Genomic DNA, 15,853 nt, shown 5'->3' on the forward strand with positions numbered 1-15,853 from the left:
TTTATAAAAAAAGCGCCCACATTTCATATTAGTGGACGCTTTTTGATATTTTTATGATTTAATAAGCCTTCAACACATGAAGCAAATAATCTTTCCGGTTCAGCGGATTATAATCAACACGTTTTCGAGTAGGGAAGGGAGGCTTCAGCTTTGTGAAACCAGCTGGATTTGTTGTGAAGATACCTTCTCCTTCAGTAAATGAATGAAGCATTCGTTTAAAATTCTCTGTTTTCGCAACGGGTAATGACCCTGTTAACTGATAAGAATTGTTATTGAATATAGGCTCTGCAAAAGTTGCTGGAACGGCAGCGAGCTTATACATTGCAGTACTAATTGCGTGCTCCGGTACAGTTAATTCAAATTCACTTACTGGTTCATATACATATGTTTCAGCTTGCTTTAAAGCATCCATTAATACGATCGGTGTTAAATTTCTAAAGTCACTCGCTGTTGTAACAGGACTAGCATAACCTGTATGTGTTAACGTGACAGAAATGTCCGTAACTTCCCATCCGTATAAACCTTGTTTTAACGTTTGAAATACTGTATCTTCAATTGCTTTATGAAATGCTAAAGGCAATGAACCAAGCTCAACACCTAATTTATACGTTATGCCAGAGTTAAGTTCACCACGTTCAATTTTAAAACCAATTGTTGCGTAAAATGGATTCGCTTTTTCACCCATTACTTCCATGCTATTACCTACGCCAATTGGTTTCTCAATGCATACAACTCGCGTATTTGAAAAAGTAACCTGCAAATTATATTTCTCATACAGTGTTGTTTCAATGACTTCTTTTTGCACCTCACCGAAAAGGCGAATGTATAGTTCATTATGAACATTGTCTTTCCACACTTTAATGAGTGGATCTTCTTCACATAGTTCCATAAGAGCAGCGTATAAGTCATGAATTCGTTCTTTTGGTACTGCATCGATGGCAGCTTCCATTTGTGGTTCGGCAAAGTGAATGTCTTTTATATAATCAGTCCGTTCACCGATAATATCACCAATTTTAATATCATTCAGTCCCCACACTTTACAAAATTCACCGCTTGGAACGGTAGAAGTTTGTAAAGCATCTCCATTATGAAATAGGCACATTTTTTTAATCTTTTCTTTATGTGGGAGAGATTCATTGCGCTGTATATCAATATATTTTCTAACATGTAAGTTACCAGAAAAAACTTTTACATAGGCAATCTTTTCCCCAGAAGATTCACGTTCAATTTTAAAAACAACACCAGATAATGTTTCATTTTCAGCAGGCTTATTAGCTGGAATTAGGTCTGAAATATTTTCGAGCAGTTCAGTTACACCCATACCTGTTATGGCTGATCCGAAAAAGATTGGGTACACATTTGCTTGCGCTATTTGTTTAATGAGTTCTTCTTTTAATAGAGTGTCCGGTACAATTTCGTTATTTACGTATGACTCAAGTAATGATTCATTATATGGTGCTAACAGTTCCATACAATCGTCATATGATTTGTACTCAATGATCCGGGCTTCTTTCGTTCCTTCGTATAGGGCAGAGTAGAAAGGGAATGCTTCATTTGAAAGAATTTCTTTTATTTGTTTCATAACTTTTTCAGTATTTGCACCGCTACGATCAATTTTATTTACGAATAATATTGTTGGGATATTTAGTTTCTGTAATGTTCGCATTAAAATTTTTGTTTGTGCTTGCACACCTTCAACGGCAGAAATAACTAAAATTGCACCGTCTAAAACGCGGAATGATCGCTCCACTTCAGCGATAAAATCAGCGTGTCCAGGTGTATCAATGACATTTACTTTTATATCATCAATAAAAAAAGAAACGACAGATGCTTTAATCGTAATTCCGCGCTGTCTTTCTAATTCCATTGAGTCAGTTTGCGTATTGCCACTATCTACTCGGCCAATTTCTTTAATCACATTCGTTTCATAAAGAATACGCTCAGTCAAACTCGTCTTGCCAGCGTCTACGTGCGCAACAATCCCTATATTTATTGTTGTCATATGTGAATATCCTCATTTCATTTTCCATTTTTATTTCCTCATTTCTATTTGTGTATTGCCGCATTACAATCACTCTCCAGTCATTTAAATTAGTACTATTATAGTGCAATTAACATTATTTGTAACGCGACGAAGCGCCTTAATTTGGAAAAATATAAATGAAAACAAAATGCTTGCATTCTAAATCGATATAGATTATATTAATTGACATATCAACTATTGATACATCAAACGTTTTTGATTTGGATGTAAAGGAGGGTTAATATGACAAGTTCATGCTCAAAAGAAGCGATTATTTTATATAAATTACACTTTCTAAATAAAGAAGTAAGTTCGAAGTTTGAAGGGTGTACGGGTATGAGCCAGTCTCGATTAGAGCTTATACTTCAGTTATATGAAGTAGGTGAAATTAGTCAAAAAGCACTTCAGCAAGAAGTGAATATTGATAATGCTGCGATAACGAGGCATTTAAAGCAGCTTGAGGCAAATGAAATGATAGTAAGGCGTAAAAATCCAGATGATAACAGAATTACGTTAGTTTCTCTTACAGAAGAGGGACGAAATAAAATTCAGGCGTTTCAAGAGGAAAAAGAACGTTTTGCAGCATCTGCATTTAAAGGATTAAGTGAGGAAGAACGCGATAATCTTTTAAATATGTTAAATCACATTCAAGAAAATATAAAAGAATTATAAAAAAGGGAGACTTCAACTATGACTAACTCAGTAAAAACAAATAACTTTAACGAAATTTTAACAGGCCGCCGTTCAATTCGTAAGTACGATCCTTCAGTGAAAATTAGCAAAGAAGAAATGACAGAAATTCTTACAGAAGCAACACTTGCACCATCTTCAGTAAATATGCAGCCATGGAGATTCCTTGTTATTGAAAGTGACGAAGCAAAAGCAACACTTGCACCACTTGCGAAATTTAATCAATCTCAAGTAGAAACATCTTCAGCGATGGTTGCTGTATTTGGTGACTTAAACAACTTTGATAACGCAGAAGAAATTTACGGTACAGCAGTAGAGCGCGGTTTAATGCCAGCAGAAGTAAAAGAAGATCAAATGAAAAAACTTTCTGGTTACTTCTCAATGGTTACACCAGAAGTAATGAAAGATACAGTACTAATTGACGGTGGTCTTGTAGCAATGCAATTTATGCTAGCAGCTCGTGCTCACGGTTATGACACTTGTCCAATTGGCGGATTTGAAAAAGACCAAATCGCAGAAGCATTCGGATTAGATAAAGAACGTCACGTACCAGTTATGTTAATTTCAATCGGAAAAGCTGCTGACAGTGGTTACCAATCAGTACGTCTTCCAATTGAAAAAGTTGCAGAGTGGAAATAATTTTATAAAAGAACTTCAATAAGTGAAAGATGAGAGGGGAAGCACCATGATTATTATTCACGCAATATTTCAAGTAGATCCAGCGAAACAACAATCATTTTTAGAAGAAATTCAGCCACTCATTCACGGTTCAAGAGAAGAAAGTGGAAATGTATCTTATGACTTATATAAAGATACAGAAAAAGAAAGTGTTTATACGATGGTAGAAGTATGGAAAGATGAAGAGGCAGTTGCGAGTCATAATACGAGTGAACACTTTACATCTTTCGTTAGTAAAGCAGCACAGTTTTTAACTGCTCCGCTTGATATAAAAGCTTATAATGGAGAGTTAGTGAAATAATAAGGTAGAAAAAGATGACTTTAGCGTATAGCTGAGGTCATCTTTTTTGTATAAGTAGAACCTACTTCCGACACAGTTATGTTGAAAGGTAAGTGTTGTTCTTACCTTTAGTAACGGTGATTAATTATGTGTTAAATTTGAACATTCGGTTTATTAGAATATTTTTCCGTGGTATAATTTACTTGTAAATAAATGGTAGAGAGGAGTAAGTGATGGGAGAATTTCAGAGTAATTTGCATAGGGCAACGCAACTTGCAACGAAAATGAGAAATGCTTCAGATAGAATGCAAAGTGCCACTAGCCGCTCTATAAATAAGGCAACGCGTACGACACTATCTGTGAACTTTAAAGCACAAGAAGCAAATCAGCAAAATTTACAGATCACGAAACAATTTTGCGCTGCTTTTCAACAAACGATTGATAATATCCATTCCGTAGCAAATGAATTTGAGAAAATGGATACCGGACTTCAAAAGACTTTTCAATAATGTAATAGCCTACGTAAAGGGGAAAAGGTAGGGAGAAAAGATGAGTCAAGAAATTGAAACGAGAATGAGTCAATGTAATCAAAAATTACGAATTATATTTGAAGAACAAAATGAAAACCGAATGGCGCTGCAAAATCAAGAACGAGCTGAGGCTAGTTTTCATGAATGGAAAAATAGAAGTAATCGTTTATTTAACCGAATACTAGAAACTTGGTATGGTGACAAAGAAGCATATCACCTTTTTACGAATATGCGGCAAGAGATCGGACAGTATGAAAGAAAACTTACATTCGAATTAGAAAACGAAAAAGAGACGTTGCTTAAAGAAAAACGGCATCTCAGTGAGAAAGAAAACGACCTTTCCTATGAACAGCAGCAACTACAAAGGGAGGCCAATACATGAGTTTAAACATGTATTTGGGAGAAGTACAAAGTCAAACTCAAAGTATGAACGCTATATGTAATGCTACGATTCAAAGTATGGAACAAGCCATTCAATCTATTGATGCATTTGCGATAGATACAGTATTACAAGGACAAACATACAGTAGTGCAAAAGCCTACCTTGTCCAAACATTTCGGCCATTAGCGCAAGGAATTATATGCTTATGTGAAGAATTAATTCGCCAAAACGAAGCATTTCCAAACGATTTTCAAGCAAAAGTTGCTTCAACAGATGTTATCGAACATGAAATAAAACAACAAATACAAGAAATCAATCAATCCATTGCAAGTATAGAAGCAATCGAAGTACTTACACCAATGCCTGGAGTAGACGCAATTATTGCAGTCTTAATTGCAATGAGAAAAAAACTAGAAGAAAAACTAGAGCGTCTATATGAATTCAATCATTCATCCAGCAACAACTACAGCACCGCCCTCCAATTAGCGGCTAGCATCACAGCCGGACTCGCTGAAGTACAAAGCGGGAAAGGATTTAGCCCTGTGAGTGGTACGTTTAGTACACAAGGGTTGAATATGGATTGGGTGAGTTCGATTCAGGGGATTATAGAAGAAACAGCTCGAAAAAACGAGATGAAAGAAATTACTTTGCAAAAACAAGAAATGAACTTACAAGAACAGGAAGACAATAGATCATGGCATGAAAAAACAGCCATTTATGCGCAATCATTTTTGCATGGAGTTATCGAATTTTTTCAAGGTGCTGGTGATGCAGCACTAGAAAACTTTTTTGGACTACAACCACATGAGAATGATAAATTAGAAAGTAAGACAACTTACCAAGCTGGAAGGTTGGCTGGAAATGTTATATCAATAGTCGGGTCCATTGTAGAAATGTTTGAAGGTATCTCGCTCATAGGCGGATCTAATTTCTTTACTATCGTGGCAGAAGTAGGAACTGGGGGGTTAGCATCACCAATTGTTATCCCATTAGATATAGCTGCAACAGCTGCTGGGGCTAGTCTCTTTGCGCATGGTGGATTTGTATGGGATAAATCGATTCAAAATACTAAGGATACTATTCAAAAAATCCAGTCTTCTGGTGGAGGTAAGGGTGCGAGTAATCGAATACCTTCTTATGGAAAAGATTCTGTACCTAAAGGTCCATACCGTGAAGTAAATGGTTATCCAATAAAAGTGAAAGCAGGAGCTCAAGAAAAGCATATTCCCGATACACCGAACTATAAACAAGAATTAGCAAATGGAAAAAATAAGAGCATTTTCTATGGCGATAATAAAATAGCACAAGAATTGCTTGATAAGTTCGCCGGGAAAGGTGAACTATTAAAAAACGGTAGAGAAAGAGTAGACTTTGGTGAGCCAATAGGAAAATATTATGACCGCAATACTGGTGAATACCATGAGACTACTAAAGGGTTGATTCATTATGGAAAAGATGGCGCTCATATAGTACCATCAAGACCATAAAAATCATAAGAAAAGAGGATGCAAATGGGGTACGATTCTTTAATTGGAACATTAATAAATTATGAACATAGTGACATGATATTAGAATGGAAAAGTGGATTGAGGATTATTGGAGAACTAGATACAGTTTTTGAAACAGACAATGGACTAGATGAGGATGATATAAATTATACAGAATATGATGCAGCTGTATTTAGAGTAAATAATATTTTATCTCGACCTAATACAAACGAAGGTACTGTATATAATTGGCTAAAACAAGAAAAAAGTTCATTGGTTGAAATTTCTCTCTATGATGATCCGCCAAGTGCAGTGTTTTTAACTGACGGAAAAAGAGTATGGGAAAGAGAAATGTGTAAATAATAGGTGGTATATAAACTGAGACCTTGATTGGCATATATGCCAATCAAGGTTTTTCTATGTTTTTAACACCTGTAAAGAGTGTTCATCAGTGGTACGAAATTGGTTGCAAGAATAAGAGGCAGATGAGAGTATGAGTGTACTTAGGATATCTAATAGAAATCAATGTCGACTCTTTAAAGAAACAATGAGACGAACTCAAGAGATTATAGAAGTACAAGCTGGCAAACCAAGATGAAACAATTTACTTTGCAAGAACAACAATTGAACTTACAAGAGCAGGAAGACAATATTGCTGCAGCTAGAGAGGTTGGAATAGAAGTTCAAGCAACTATTAGAAACTATAAAGATCCACTTCCAACAAACCTGATTGATAGATTTACAACTAAAAAGTGAGTACCTAGAACTTGGGGAGAAGCTCTAGACTTAAGAGTTCTAAAGCAAAAGACTAGTTTTAGAAATAATAATCCAATGGGTTCATTTGAGTTAGAAAAAATGAAATAGAAAGAAGTGCTATAGCTATGGAAAAGTATTACGTTGATAAAGATATATATGTATATCCTGAATCTTACCAAAAATTCGTGGAATTGAATTTAGTTGATTTTGATGTATGGTATTTAATTGAATCTGAACAGGCTACTAGAAGGTATCATGATTTAAAGGAAAGATATCCAAAAAGAAATTTAATTCCTTTTGCTAGAAGAGATGACAACGATGACATTGCGTGTTTTGAGATTGGCAAAGGAAGTAAAGTTCAACTTATTCATGATTTTGCTTCTGAAGGTTTTGAACAAAGAAAAGAATTTGATGACTTTTGGGATTGGGTCGAAGTTGCTATGAAAGAAATGATAGATTACAACCGGAGTGAAGAAATTGAATAATCAAAAAATATTTAATGATTTAAGTAAAGAAGTATCTTATGCTTTACGTCATGCTCCATGGGAATACGAATTGGAGTTAGACGAGAATGGGTGGGTTTCTGTTGAGCAACTTTTACACGCACTTCACCAATCCATTGAATGGAGAGATGTGAAGATAGAAGATTTAAAAATAATGATTGAGAAATCTGAGAAAAAAAGGCATGAGCTAAAAGAAAATAAAATTCGTGCCTTGTATGGACATTCTATTCCCATGAAAATAGTAAAGGAAGAAGGAGTTCCACCTGAATTTCTTTATCATGGTACATCTCCTCGCTTTTTAAATTCTATTGAATCAAATGGGTTATCACCTATGTCTAGACAATATGTCCATCTTTCTGAAGATATTATAACTGCTGAATTAGTGGGAAAAAGAAAAGATAAGCATCCTATTATTTTAGAAGTTAATACTGAAAAAGCTAGGGAAGAAGGCGTTAAATTTTATTTAGGAAATGAAAAAGTTTGGTTAGCAGATGAGATTCCTAGTGAATTTATCGCAATTAATAAGAATTAATTGAATCTATTCTACTAGATTATGACGGCAGGAAAAAATTTTTCTTTAGGATATATATTTGAATGAACCACGTTATCTGTCTTAAAATAAACAAATAAATGGCGAGTTACTTATGGAAAATAATCAACAAGAGAGACTTCACATTTGAGGTCTCTTTTGTTGATTTAAATTGAAAATTATTATTTAAGCGAATACTCTTTTGTACCTCGTATTTCACATACACACAGGCTTCAATTGCTGTTACATAGTATGTTTTTCAACGTCAAGAAACATTAGAAAAAGCAGGATAATATTATTCAATAACCGGGTCCACTGTAGAAATGTTTGAAGGTATTTCGCTCATAGGCGAATCTAATTTTTAAACTTTCGTGGCAGAAGTAGGAACTGATGGGTTTGTTTGGAATAAATCGATTCAAAATGTTAAGGAGACTCTTCAAAAATTCGAGTCTTCTCCATCTTCTAGAGAGCGTGTTAATAAAGTTAAAGAGACTAAAAAGCTCGATAAAGAAAGAAATAATTCTAAAAATACAGGTAATCCTAGTAAAAAACCAAAATCTCAACTTAAAAAGGTGTTCGATGTAGCTGACAATTATACCTTACATAATAGAGTATATACTAATCATATTTTAGAAAGGCATGGAAGTAATACCAATAATCCAGCTTTTGCAAACAAATCAAAATTTAATTCTGACTTTGATATAAGGGCCGGAATAGATAGTACATTAAAAGGAAATGGTGTGTTAGTTAAGCAAAATACTTTTGGGAGAGAAGGATATATATTCGAACAAACTTTCAGACAACCCATTGGTATTAAAGCTAATGGAAGGCCTGTTAGCACTTTGAAAGTAGTTATTGATAAGAATGGAAATGTAATAACTGCGTTCCCTAAAAAATAGGAGGATTATAATATGAGTTTAGACTTTTACATCGGAAAAAATATGGATAGCATTAATTTTAAATCAAAATGTGTGGAATTCGATGATGAGCTTCAAAACTATCTATACTATATTAGAAACAAGGTTTCTTTTGATATTCAGCCTCTATATGGAATAGATCCTTATGACGATACAATTTTTGATGAAAATGATATAAAAAATATAATTGCAACTTGTGTTAATCTATTGGATAGTAAATTATTGGAAGGGTTTGGTGATGAAGCTTCAGTTTGTATATTAAATATCAAAAGATTATGTGAGGAAGCATTACAGAGACGAGAAAGACTATTTTCAATCGGAGACTAAAATGGTGCATTTGAAGGTTCAGTAAAAATGCCTAGCGGTAAGGAGAACTATTCTTTCTGTGCTTTAAGATCAATACACTACTATGATATTGTAAATCTTGATCATTACAATGTTCCTAATAAAACTAATCCGATTTCAAAAGCAAATGAAAAACAGATTATCATTACTCTCATGGAGTATATCATCCCAAAAAAAGAGCTAGCTTATAAGCCTTAATATGTTTTTCCTTTCAAATGTTTATTTTTTAATATACTCGTACCACCAATCGCTATCATCCATCCAAGCTGTAATTTTATCCAGCTCACCATTTGTCAATACTTCTGTTTCAAAGTATGCCAATCCAGTTGACGGATTAGAAACCACCTTCCCTTTTGTTCTACGTTCATTCATAGCATTTATTACTTCTTAAACTATTAAAATGCCAAAACTACCAGATTTAACATAATTAAGTTTTTAATCTTATATTTTACACACAAGAATGACAAAGCTTACAGTGTTAAAGTAATTATACACAGGCATATAAGACAAATGAGAAATAAAGAACTTATTTTTGAAGTGGAAAGAAAAAGAAGCAGGCTATTAAAAAGCAAAGACTCATGATAGTTGTACCATCATGGAGTACTGTGTGCAATACTAGGGTATAAAAACAAAGTACGAGCATAGGCGAGATGACATTTTATTGGGCGATGAGTCACAAAATAAAATCGGTCATATCGCAAAAGGAGCAAAAGCATCAAGTGGAGTAAGTACAATTGCTAATGCAGTAAAACTAGCAAAAGAATTGAAGCCAATGCTTGAAATGTTACAATCATTTAAGAGGGATGCGTCCTATGCATTCTCTAGTGTTGGTGGAACTATTGTAACCAAAATACCTCAAGGTGAATTGATAGAAGCTTATTATAAGTTTGCGAAGTCAAAAGATGGTGCTAAGGGTACGGGAAAAGTGTATCCAACGAGGCAAATAGATTCAGTAGCAGAAGCACATATAATTGATAGAGTGAAAGAACTAAGAGGAAATTTGACTAGTGGATATAAAAAGTCTGGGAACTTTGCTCTAGCAGAAGTGAATGTTAATGGTATTGATAAATCAGAGTTTTTTGCTCAAAGTAGCATAGATGAGTTTACAGATAGTATAAAGGAAAGAGTGCCTAATATTTCTTTGCAACCTAAAAATCCTATGTTTAATGCAACAATTACACAGGACATGATTCGTACTAGTAGCAGAACTAGCCAATCAATTTCGATCTACGGGAGCAATAATTTAATGCATAAAGGTGTTACGTTAAAAGCAAGGGGAACAAATGATTTTTCTTTAGATGTTACAATAATAAATAAAAAATAGGAGTCGATTTATTTGGATAAGTTAATTAAAATTCTCCCTCCTCCAGAATTCCCACAAAAAACTGGGGATAAAGAACAATGGGGAAAATTTTTCGGCGCTCTTGGTACGGAATTGCCTACAGACTATGTAAAATTTATTGAAATTTATGGCACAGGCGGTATTGACAATTTCTTGTGGATATTAACTCCTTTTGTAAACGATGAAAATGTAAATTATCTTGGTAGGCAGAAGGAAATGACAGATTCATATATTCAATCTAAGAAAAATTTTCCGCAATATTATAAACATGATGTTTACCCTTCAAGTGGGGGGATACTTCCATGGGCATACACTGATAATGGTGATGAATTGCACTGGTTAACAGATGGAAAACCTGATGAATGGAAAATTGTGGTATACGAATCGAGATCACCAGAGAATTATACTTACTCACTTACGATGGTAGAATTTTTATATCAAATAATAACGAAAGAATTAATATGCAATGCATTTCCTGATGATTTTCCAAGTGATGAAACTACATTTGTTTCAGTAAATGTTGAGTAGTTATTTAACCTTGATTGGCTATGTGCCTTTCAAGGTTTTTTAGTAAACTAAAAGGTTTTATTCTTTGAGAAATTTCACGTGTGAATCAAAAAATTATGATAGTAAATTGATATTCAAATATAGCGACAAACCTTACAGGAAAATAGTTATCTGTTAAAAGAAATCACAATTCATAAGTGTTGATTTCTTTTTATGGATTTGAATAACAAATATTATATCTCTCCTTGGATCAAGGCAAATAGCTACCACAATATTAGGCGATAAGGCACTAAATAAAAATAGGCCATATCGCAAAAGGAGCAAAAGCATCAAGTGGAATAAGTACAATTGCTAATGCAGTAAAACTAGCAAAAGAATTGAAGCCAACGCTTGAAATGTTACAATCATTTAAGAGGGATGCGTCCTATGCATTCTCTAGTGTTGGTGGAACTATTGTAACCAAAATACCTCAAGGTGAATTGATAGAAGCTTATTATAAGTTTGCGAAGTCAAAAGATGGTGCTAAGGGTACGGGTAATTCTATACAATATGCTGAAACTGGTGGAAGAAATATATCCCCAGAGCAGTTCTTTAAGGAAGAAGCTATTGCAGAAGAAATGTATGAAAAATTTAGAAATCTAGGAACAGAAGATGTGAATGCAATTGCTAAAAATACAGGCTTTTCTGTTGCTAGAATACAAAGGATTAAAGATCATGTTTTTAATAACTCTCATATAAAGGATCATGGAGTTGGGAGATTTGATCCGGACTACGAACTAGCTCAAGCATGGCAAAGATTGATAGATGGGAAACAAGTAGATTCTGATATACAATTATTACATCACGAAATTTTCGAGTCAAAATTTGAGGGTATATTCCAGACTAATTATAGAACAGCTCATGACAAAACTATAGAATCTGGAAGACCATGGAATTGGGAGAAAAACTATGAGGAGTGAAGATTCATGGCAGTTTTTGTTTTAATGTTGAAGGAATTTGAGGATGAAGAGAGGGTGGTTTATCAATATGGACCGAATGAAGATTTAATGGGACGAATTGAATATGATAAAATAAATGGAGTTATCAACCAACTATCGCAAATTGATTCACAAGAGTTCGCTGATGAATTCTTCTTTAAGAGAGCAGGAAGACGACTTTCAAGAATGATTATTAAAGAAAATCAAAATTTTGTTGATCGAACAACTATTGAATCTTAATTGCCTGCTCATGATTTTATAAATTTTTAGATATAGGTATTTAAGAGATATAGCACAATATAAGGACCTTGATTGGCTAAATGCCTCTCAAGGTTTTTTACTTTAATTTATATTAAAACAGTTGATAATTGAGTGAGACAATAAGAAAATGTTTTGCTTGAGAATCGAGAGCTCATGATGGTAGTACCATCATGGAGTTTGGTTTTAATACTCGGATAGAGTGATAAGTACGATAAATAGGCGAGATGGCATTTTACAAGGCAGGGGTAGTTATTATATGGAGTGGGTAAAAAACTAACGAGATTGACAAAGCTCGTGGCGATAAACAATGGATAAAGTGAAGGTGTTTGCTTGTGCTACCTTGGCTTAAAGTTTTGGGTTGTATTTTTACAAGAGAAGGTCGTATAATACTCGCTATTCGTTAAAAAGCGTTACGAAAATTACAATTTATGTAACGGGAGGGTGAAAAGTTGAACGTTGTTGGGTATATACGAGTCTCAACTCAAAGGCAGGCAAGAGATGGATATAGCTTGAAATATCAAGAAGAGGAAATTAAAGCATATTGTAAGGAACAAGACTTAAACTTGATACATATTTTTAGAGATGAAGGAATTAGTGGCGCAAAACTAAATGAAGAAGCATTCGAAATAGACAGGGTGGGCTTACAGGAGATGTTGGCTCACCTTTCGTCTGTCCAAATTGATTATGTGGTGGTGCTGAACACAAGCTGATTATGGCGGTCAGATATTGTGAAGGTACTGATACAACGAGAGCTGAAGAAATATAGCTGTGACATTAAAAGCATTGAACAGCCATTTTACAGCATTCACAAAAAAGACCCAAACGATTTTTTGGTCAATGGCTTAATGGAGTTATTAGACCAATACCAACGGCTTGAAATAGCGCTGAAGCTAACGAAAGGAAGAAATAAAAAGGCAAAAGAAGGTGGATATGCAGGGGGAAGGGTAACATTTGGCTATATGAAACAAAAAGGTGAAAAGGAACTAAAGATACATAACAATCATGCAGAAGCATTGAATAAAGAAGGCTATCAAACAACCCAAGGGAAAGCATTTACGAAAGTGCAAGTGAAACGCATTTTAGACCGAGAAAGTTTTTATCAAGGGATATATACATACGGACAAATACAGGCAAATGGAAAACATGAAGCAATAATTTAAAAGGTTACTTAAAAAAGGGACACATTTTCTTATATATCCCTATGTAAAGGTGAAAATGGATAGGCTTTCGTACCAATGCGCATCGGATGGTGAACGCTCGAACTAAGGTTTCCGGCATTTTCATTCAATAATTGACAGCTGAATAGGAGGATGAACCATGCATGAAAAACAGAAACACATTTATGTGGGTGTAGACTTACATAAACATCAGCATGTGGCAGTGATTATTAATTGTTGGCAGGAGAAGCTTGATGAAATAAAGGTTGAAAATAAACCGTCCGCTTTCTCAACATTTTTACTAGATATTGATAAAAATGGTTAGTATCTGAAGAAAAAGCTGTAGAACAACTAAAAAGGTTATTTAAGAAAATGGATATTGATATAGAAGTGAAGTATTATCCAGAATAGAAAGGGGTAGCACTATGAAAATAATAAGTGAATTAGAATTGAAGAAAATGATTGAACTAGAAAAAGATAACTTAGTCGTTAGAAAGGATATTAGTGATGAAAAATTAAAGAGATTTTTAAGTTATTATGAGTTCTTTACTAATAATGTAATAGATTTAGTGGAAAAAGAAGATAAAAATACCATATTGTACAGTAAATATTATTGGTATACAAAATATAAGAAAAGATATTTTGAAGTTTATGGATATGATGCTGGTATTGAACAAGAAGGGTTTAAGTTGTTAGAAGAACTTGAAAATGAGTTGGAAGATGGTATTGATTGGGTAATAATACAGGACATTGAAGAGAGAGGAAAATAAAACTAACTGTTTGTCTTTATATATGAGAACGACTAAGCTTGTGATGCTAAAATTAAATGTGCATAAGCACATATACAGAAACGAATACTGAAGTATATTTGCATTTAACTTAAAAATAATAAGGTATTTGAAAATACGTACTTCATGAAGGGAATACCATCATAGAGTATTATGTGCAATAATAGAATAGAAAACGAAGTACGAGCTTAGGCGAGATGACATTTTACTGGGTGATGAATATAAACACATGGAATGGACAAAAAACTAGCGAACTCGTACAAACTCGTAAGTTTTAACGTAGTAGTTGTCATGATATACAAAAGGTGTCATACTGTTACTACAAAACTTACAAATTTATGCTACTTAAAAACATATGAACTTAAAGCACTTTGTTGTCTATTTGAGGCAATAAAGTGCTTTTTTAATTGAAAGGTATGCTATAAATTTATAGAAATTATTTTTATGAATTAAAGCTAACAGTATATGCACATAGGCTTCAATTGCAGTTATATAGTATGCTTTTCAATGTCAAAAAACATTAGAAAAAGCAGGACAATATTATTAAATAGCCGGTTCCATTGTAGAAATGTTTGAAGCTATTTCGCTCATAGGCGGATCGAATTTCTTAACTATTGTGGCAGAAGTAGGAACTGGTGGGTTAGCATCACCAATTGTTATTCCATTAGATATAGCAGCAACAGCTGCTGGGGCTAGTCTTTTTGCACATGGTGGATTTGTATGGGATAAATCGATTCAAAATACTAAGGATACTATTCAAAAAATCCAGTCTTCTGGTGGGGGTAAGGGTACAGGTGTTGATGGTCAGGGAGCCAGTGTAGCAGGGAACATTGGAAAAAATGATAAACTAGCAAGTCAAGGGCATGTTGATGCTGGCGTTTCAGGTGCTCCAAAAGTTGATGCAGGAAAACAGGGTAAACATGTTCCTGGTCATGGGAATAATGTCTCAACCAAATCGCAGTGGGGAGCAGGGAAAAATGGAGAAACGAGGGTAAAGGTTCATATGGATGGTAAAGGAAATATACATGGGTACCCTGTACAATAAAGGAGAATAATTATGAGTGATGAGATACTAAAAGTTGTTAATAAATTATATAAACAAGGTGATTTCCAATATGTTTTGGGGAAATTTGTTGATAAACATTTTTGGGATGGAGAAATTAATAAAATATCAAATATAAACGTTGATAATATTACTGATTTTAGTTATTCAACATGTTTTTCTTACATTCTTCTACCACTAGATGTGAAATTTCGTTTTGGTAGTGTAGAATTCAGTGAGTACGTTCGGAAGCAATCAGAAATTAATTGTGTAATGCTAATGATTTCGGCAATCGCGCCATATGCAGTGGTTAAATATTTAAGATATAGATATACTAATGGTACAATCGAGCTAGTTGAAGAGTCCTCGCCATACAATGATGAATCTAAGAAAATAGGAAGTAGTATTTTAAAATTATTAGATAGTAACGGAATAAAGAATCTTGATAAAGAAACGTTAAGTATTGAAGTGGAGGATGTTTCGTTAGAGTTAAAGGAAACAGGTGTTACTATATATAATTGTCTATTTGAAGATGAGTATTAAAAAAGAGGCATTAATAATTGTGCAGAACTTAAAGGGATACAAATAATAGAGGTAGATTAGTAGTTATTAAGAAGTGATTACAGTTCGAAAATGTAGCCTCATTGAAAAGAGAGGCC

At 34.0% G+C, this 15,853-nt stretch carries 18 protein-coding genes and 6 pseudogenes; 22 read left to right on the forward strand and 2 right to left on the reverse strand.

Going from position 1 to position 15,853, the window contains the following annotated elements:
* Positions 1-58 precede the first annotated feature (58 nt).
* Positions 59-2,002, reverse strand: coding sequence for an elongation factor G (locus tag JDS82_RS06185; RefSeq protein WP_098057015.1), 1,944 nt, complete (start codon positions 2,000-2,002; stop codon positions 59-61).
* A 264-nt stretch (positions 2,003-2,266) separates the two neighbouring features.
* On the opposite strand from JDS82_RS06185, the gene JDS82_RS06190 reads away from it, so the two are divergent.
* The 12 genes from JDS82_RS06190 (at position 2,267) to JDS82_RS29665 (ending at position 9,102) form a co-directional block, all read left to right on the forward strand.
* Positions 2,267-2,695, forward strand: coding sequence for a MarR family winged helix-turn-helix transcriptional regulator (locus JDS82_RS06190; protein WP_000204172.1), 429 nt, complete (start codon positions 2,267-2,269; stop codon positions 2,693-2,695).
* A gap of 18 nt (positions 2,696-2,713) precedes the next feature.
* Positions 2,714-3,352, forward strand: a complete 639-nt coding sequence (locus tag JDS82_RS06195; RefSeq protein ID WP_098057013.1) for a nitroreductase family protein — start codon at positions 2,714-2,716, stop codon at positions 3,350-3,352.
* 46 nt (positions 3,353-3,398) lie between these two features.
* Positions 3,399-3,692, forward strand: coding sequence for a putative quinol monooxygenase (locus JDS82_RS06200; protein ID WP_070173393.1), 294 nt, complete (start codon positions 3,399-3,401; stop codon positions 3,690-3,692).
* A 212-nt stretch (positions 3,693-3,904) separates the two neighbouring features.
* On the forward strand, positions 3,905-4,180 hold the full coding sequence (locus JDS82_RS06205) for a TIGR04197 family type VII secretion effector (protein WP_001988920.1): 276 nt from the start codon (positions 3,905-3,907) through the stop codon (positions 4,178-4,180).
* A gap of 40 nt (positions 4,181-4,220) precedes the next feature.
* The gene (locus tag JDS82_RS06210; protein WP_098057012.1) at positions 4,221-4,583 is read left to right on the forward strand and encodes a DUF3958 family protein; all 363 of its coding nucleotides are present in this window, start codon (positions 4,221-4,223) and stop codon (positions 4,581-4,583) included.
* Positions 4,580-6,070: a polymorphic toxin type 50 domain-containing protein gene (locus JDS82_RS06215; RefSeq protein ID WP_098057011.1), complete on the forward strand. Its 1,491-nt coding sequence runs from the start codon at positions 4,580-4,582 to the stop codon at positions 6,068-6,070. The genes JDS82_RS06210 and JDS82_RS06215 overlap by 4 nt, the downstream gene beginning before the upstream one ends.
* A 24-nt stretch (positions 6,071-6,094) precedes the next feature.
* Positions 6,095-6,433, forward strand: a complete 339-nt coding sequence (locus JDS82_RS06220; RefSeq protein WP_000540188.1) for a hypothetical protein — start codon at positions 6,095-6,097, stop codon at positions 6,431-6,433.
* A 231-nt stretch (positions 6,434-6,664) separates the two neighbouring features.
* Positions 6,665-6,826 carry a hypothetical protein gene (locus JDS82_RS29660; RefSeq protein ID WP_242474882.1) on the forward strand — a complete coding sequence of 54 codons (162 nt, stop codon included), beginning with the start codon at positions 6,665-6,667 and terminating at the stop codon, positions 6,824-6,826.
* Between the two features lie 125 nt (positions 6,827-6,951).
* Positions 6,952-7,311 carry an SMI1/KNR4 family protein gene (locus tag JDS82_RS06230; RefSeq protein WP_098057010.1) on the forward strand — a complete coding sequence of 120 codons (360 nt, stop codon included), beginning with the start codon at positions 6,952-6,954 and terminating at the stop codon, positions 7,309-7,311.
* A complete protein-coding gene (locus JDS82_RS06235; RefSeq protein ID WP_064057272.1) occupies positions 7,304-7,861 on the forward strand; it encodes an RNA 2'-phosphotransferase in 558 nt (185 codons plus the stop codon). The genes JDS82_RS06230 and JDS82_RS06235 overlap by 8 nt, the downstream gene beginning before the upstream one ends.
* A 368-nt stretch (positions 7,862-8,229) precedes the next feature.
* Positions 8,230-8,757, forward strand: coding sequence for a hypothetical protein (locus tag JDS82_RS06240; protein ID WP_098057009.1), 528 nt, complete (start codon positions 8,230-8,232; stop codon positions 8,755-8,757).
* A gap of 12 nt (positions 8,758-8,769) precedes the next feature.
* Positions 8,770-9,102: a hypothetical protein gene (locus JDS82_RS29665; protein ID WP_016087338.1), complete on the forward strand. Its 333-nt coding sequence runs from the start codon at positions 8,770-8,772 to the stop codon at positions 9,100-9,102.
* A 237-nt stretch (positions 9,103-9,339) separates the two neighbouring features.
* Here the strand turns inward: JDS82_RS29665 and JDS82_RS06250 are convergent.
* A pseudogene (locus JDS82_RS06250) lies at positions 9,340-9,546 on the reverse strand (N-acetylmuramoyl-L-alanine amidase C-terminal domain-containing protein); the annotation flags it as partial.
* A 232-nt stretch (positions 9,547-9,778) separates the two neighbouring features.
* On the opposite strand from JDS82_RS06250, the pseudogene JDS82_RS30335 reads away from it, so the two are divergent.
* The 10 genes and pseudogenes from JDS82_RS30335 to JDS82_RS06295 form a co-directional block, all read left to right on the forward strand.
* Positions 9,779-10,049 (forward strand): annotated as a pseudogene (locus tag JDS82_RS30335) (T7SS effector LXG polymorphic toxin); the annotation flags it as partial.
* 50 nt (positions 10,050-10,099) lie between these two features.
* The gene (locus tag JDS82_RS30340) at positions 10,100-10,444 is read left to right on the forward strand and encodes a deaminase domain-containing protein (protein ID WP_223267306.1); all 345 of its coding nucleotides are present in this window, start codon (positions 10,100-10,102) and stop codon (positions 10,442-10,444) included.
* 12 nt (positions 10,445-10,456) lie between these two features.
* Entirely contained in the window at positions 10,457-10,990 is a 534-nt protein-coding gene (locus tag JDS82_RS06260; protein ID WP_098057007.1) for an SMI1/KNR4 family protein, read from the forward strand.
* A 226-nt stretch (positions 10,991-11,216) separates the two neighbouring features.
* A pseudogene (locus JDS82_RS29680) lies at positions 11,217-11,506 on the forward strand (cytoplasmic protein); the annotation flags it as partial.
* Positions 11,507-11,934: 428 nt separating this feature from the next.
* Positions 11,935-12,186 carry a hypothetical protein gene (locus tag JDS82_RS06270; RefSeq protein ID WP_000268085.1) on the forward strand — a complete coding sequence of 84 codons (252 nt, stop codon included), beginning with the start codon at positions 11,935-11,937 and terminating at the stop codon, positions 12,184-12,186.
* Between the two features lie 470 nt (positions 12,187-12,656).
* A pseudogene (locus JDS82_RS06275) lies at positions 12,657-13,367 on the forward strand (recombinase family protein).
* A gap of 157 nt (positions 13,368-13,524) precedes the next feature.
* Positions 13,525-13,677: pseudogene (locus tag JDS82_RS06280) on the forward strand (IS110 family RNA-guided transposase); the annotation flags it as partial.
* Positions 13,678-13,789: 112 nt separating this feature from the next.
* Positions 13,790-14,134: a hypothetical protein gene (locus JDS82_RS06285; RefSeq protein ID WP_000691896.1), complete on the forward strand. Its 345-nt coding sequence runs from the start codon at positions 13,790-13,792 to the stop codon at positions 14,132-14,134.
* Between the two features lie 565 nt (positions 14,135-14,699).
* Positions 14,700-15,197 (forward strand): annotated as a pseudogene (locus JDS82_RS06290) (hypothetical protein); the annotation flags it as partial.
* A 12-nt stretch (positions 15,198-15,209) separates the two neighbouring features.
* Positions 15,210-15,737: a hypothetical protein gene (locus tag JDS82_RS06295; RefSeq protein WP_001278748.1), complete on the forward strand. Its 528-nt coding sequence runs from the start codon at positions 15,210-15,212 to the stop codon at positions 15,735-15,737.
* Positions 15,738-15,853: the final 116 nt, after the last annotated feature.

Origin of the sequence: Bacillus cereus group sp. N14 (assembly GCF_016483555.1) — a bacterium.
In the GTDB taxonomy this organism is placed as follows: domain Bacteria; phylum Bacillota; class Bacilli; order Bacillales; family Bacillaceae_G; genus Bacillus_A; species Bacillus_A wiedmannii.

Excerpts from the sequence above, each read along its gene's own strand:
- JDS82_RS06295 (WP_001278748.1), top strand. The coding sequence starts at position 15,210 with ATGAGTGATGAGATACTAAAAGTTGTTAATAAATTATATAAACAAGGT.
- JDS82_RS06230 (WP_098057010.1), top strand. The coding sequence starts at position 6,952 with ATGGAAAAGTATTACGTTGATAAAGATATATATGTATATCCTGAATCT.
- JDS82_RS29665 (WP_016087338.1), top strand. The coding sequence starts at position 8,770 with ATGAGTTTAGACTTTTACATCGGAAAAAATATGGATAGCATTAATTTT.
- JDS82_RS06210 (WP_098057012.1), top strand. The coding sequence starts at position 4,221 with ATGAGTCAAGAAATTGAAACGAGAATGAGTCAATGTAATCAAAAATTA.
- JDS82_RS06270 (WP_000268085.1), top strand. The coding sequence starts at position 11,935 with ATGGCAGTTTTTGTTTTAATGTTGAAGGAATTTGAGGATGAAGAGAGG.
- JDS82_RS06285 (WP_000691896.1), top strand. The coding sequence starts at position 13,790 with ATGAAAATAATAAGTGAATTAGAATTGAAGAAAATGATTGAACTAGAA.
- JDS82_RS29660 (WP_242474882.1), top strand. The coding sequence starts at position 6,665 with ATGAAACAATTTACTTTGCAAGAACAACAATTGAACTTACAAGAGCAG.
- JDS82_RS06215 (WP_098057011.1), top strand. The coding sequence starts at position 4,580 with ATGAGTTTAAACATGTATTTGGGAGAAGTACAAAGTCAAACTCAAAGT.
- JDS82_RS06220 (WP_000540188.1), top strand. The coding sequence starts at position 6,095 with ATGGGGTACGATTCTTTAATTGGAACATTAATAAATTATGAACATAGT.
- JDS82_RS06185 (WP_098057015.1), bottom strand. The coding sequence starts at position 2,002 with ATGACAACAATAAATATAGGGATTGTTGCGCACGTAGACGCTGGCAAG.
- JDS82_RS06195 (WP_098057013.1), top strand. The coding sequence starts at position 2,714 with ATGACTAACTCAGTAAAAACAAATAACTTTAACGAAATTTTAACAGGC.
- JDS82_RS06205 (WP_001988920.1), top strand. The coding sequence starts at position 3,905 with ATGGGAGAATTTCAGAGTAATTTGCATAGGGCAACGCAACTTGCAACG.
- JDS82_RS06200 (WP_070173393.1), top strand. The coding sequence starts at position 3,399 with ATGATTATTATTCACGCAATATTTCAAGTAGATCCAGCGAAACAACAA.
- JDS82_RS06190 (WP_000204172.1), top strand. The coding sequence starts at position 2,267 with ATGACAAGTTCATGCTCAAAAGAAGCGATTATTTTATATAAATTACAC.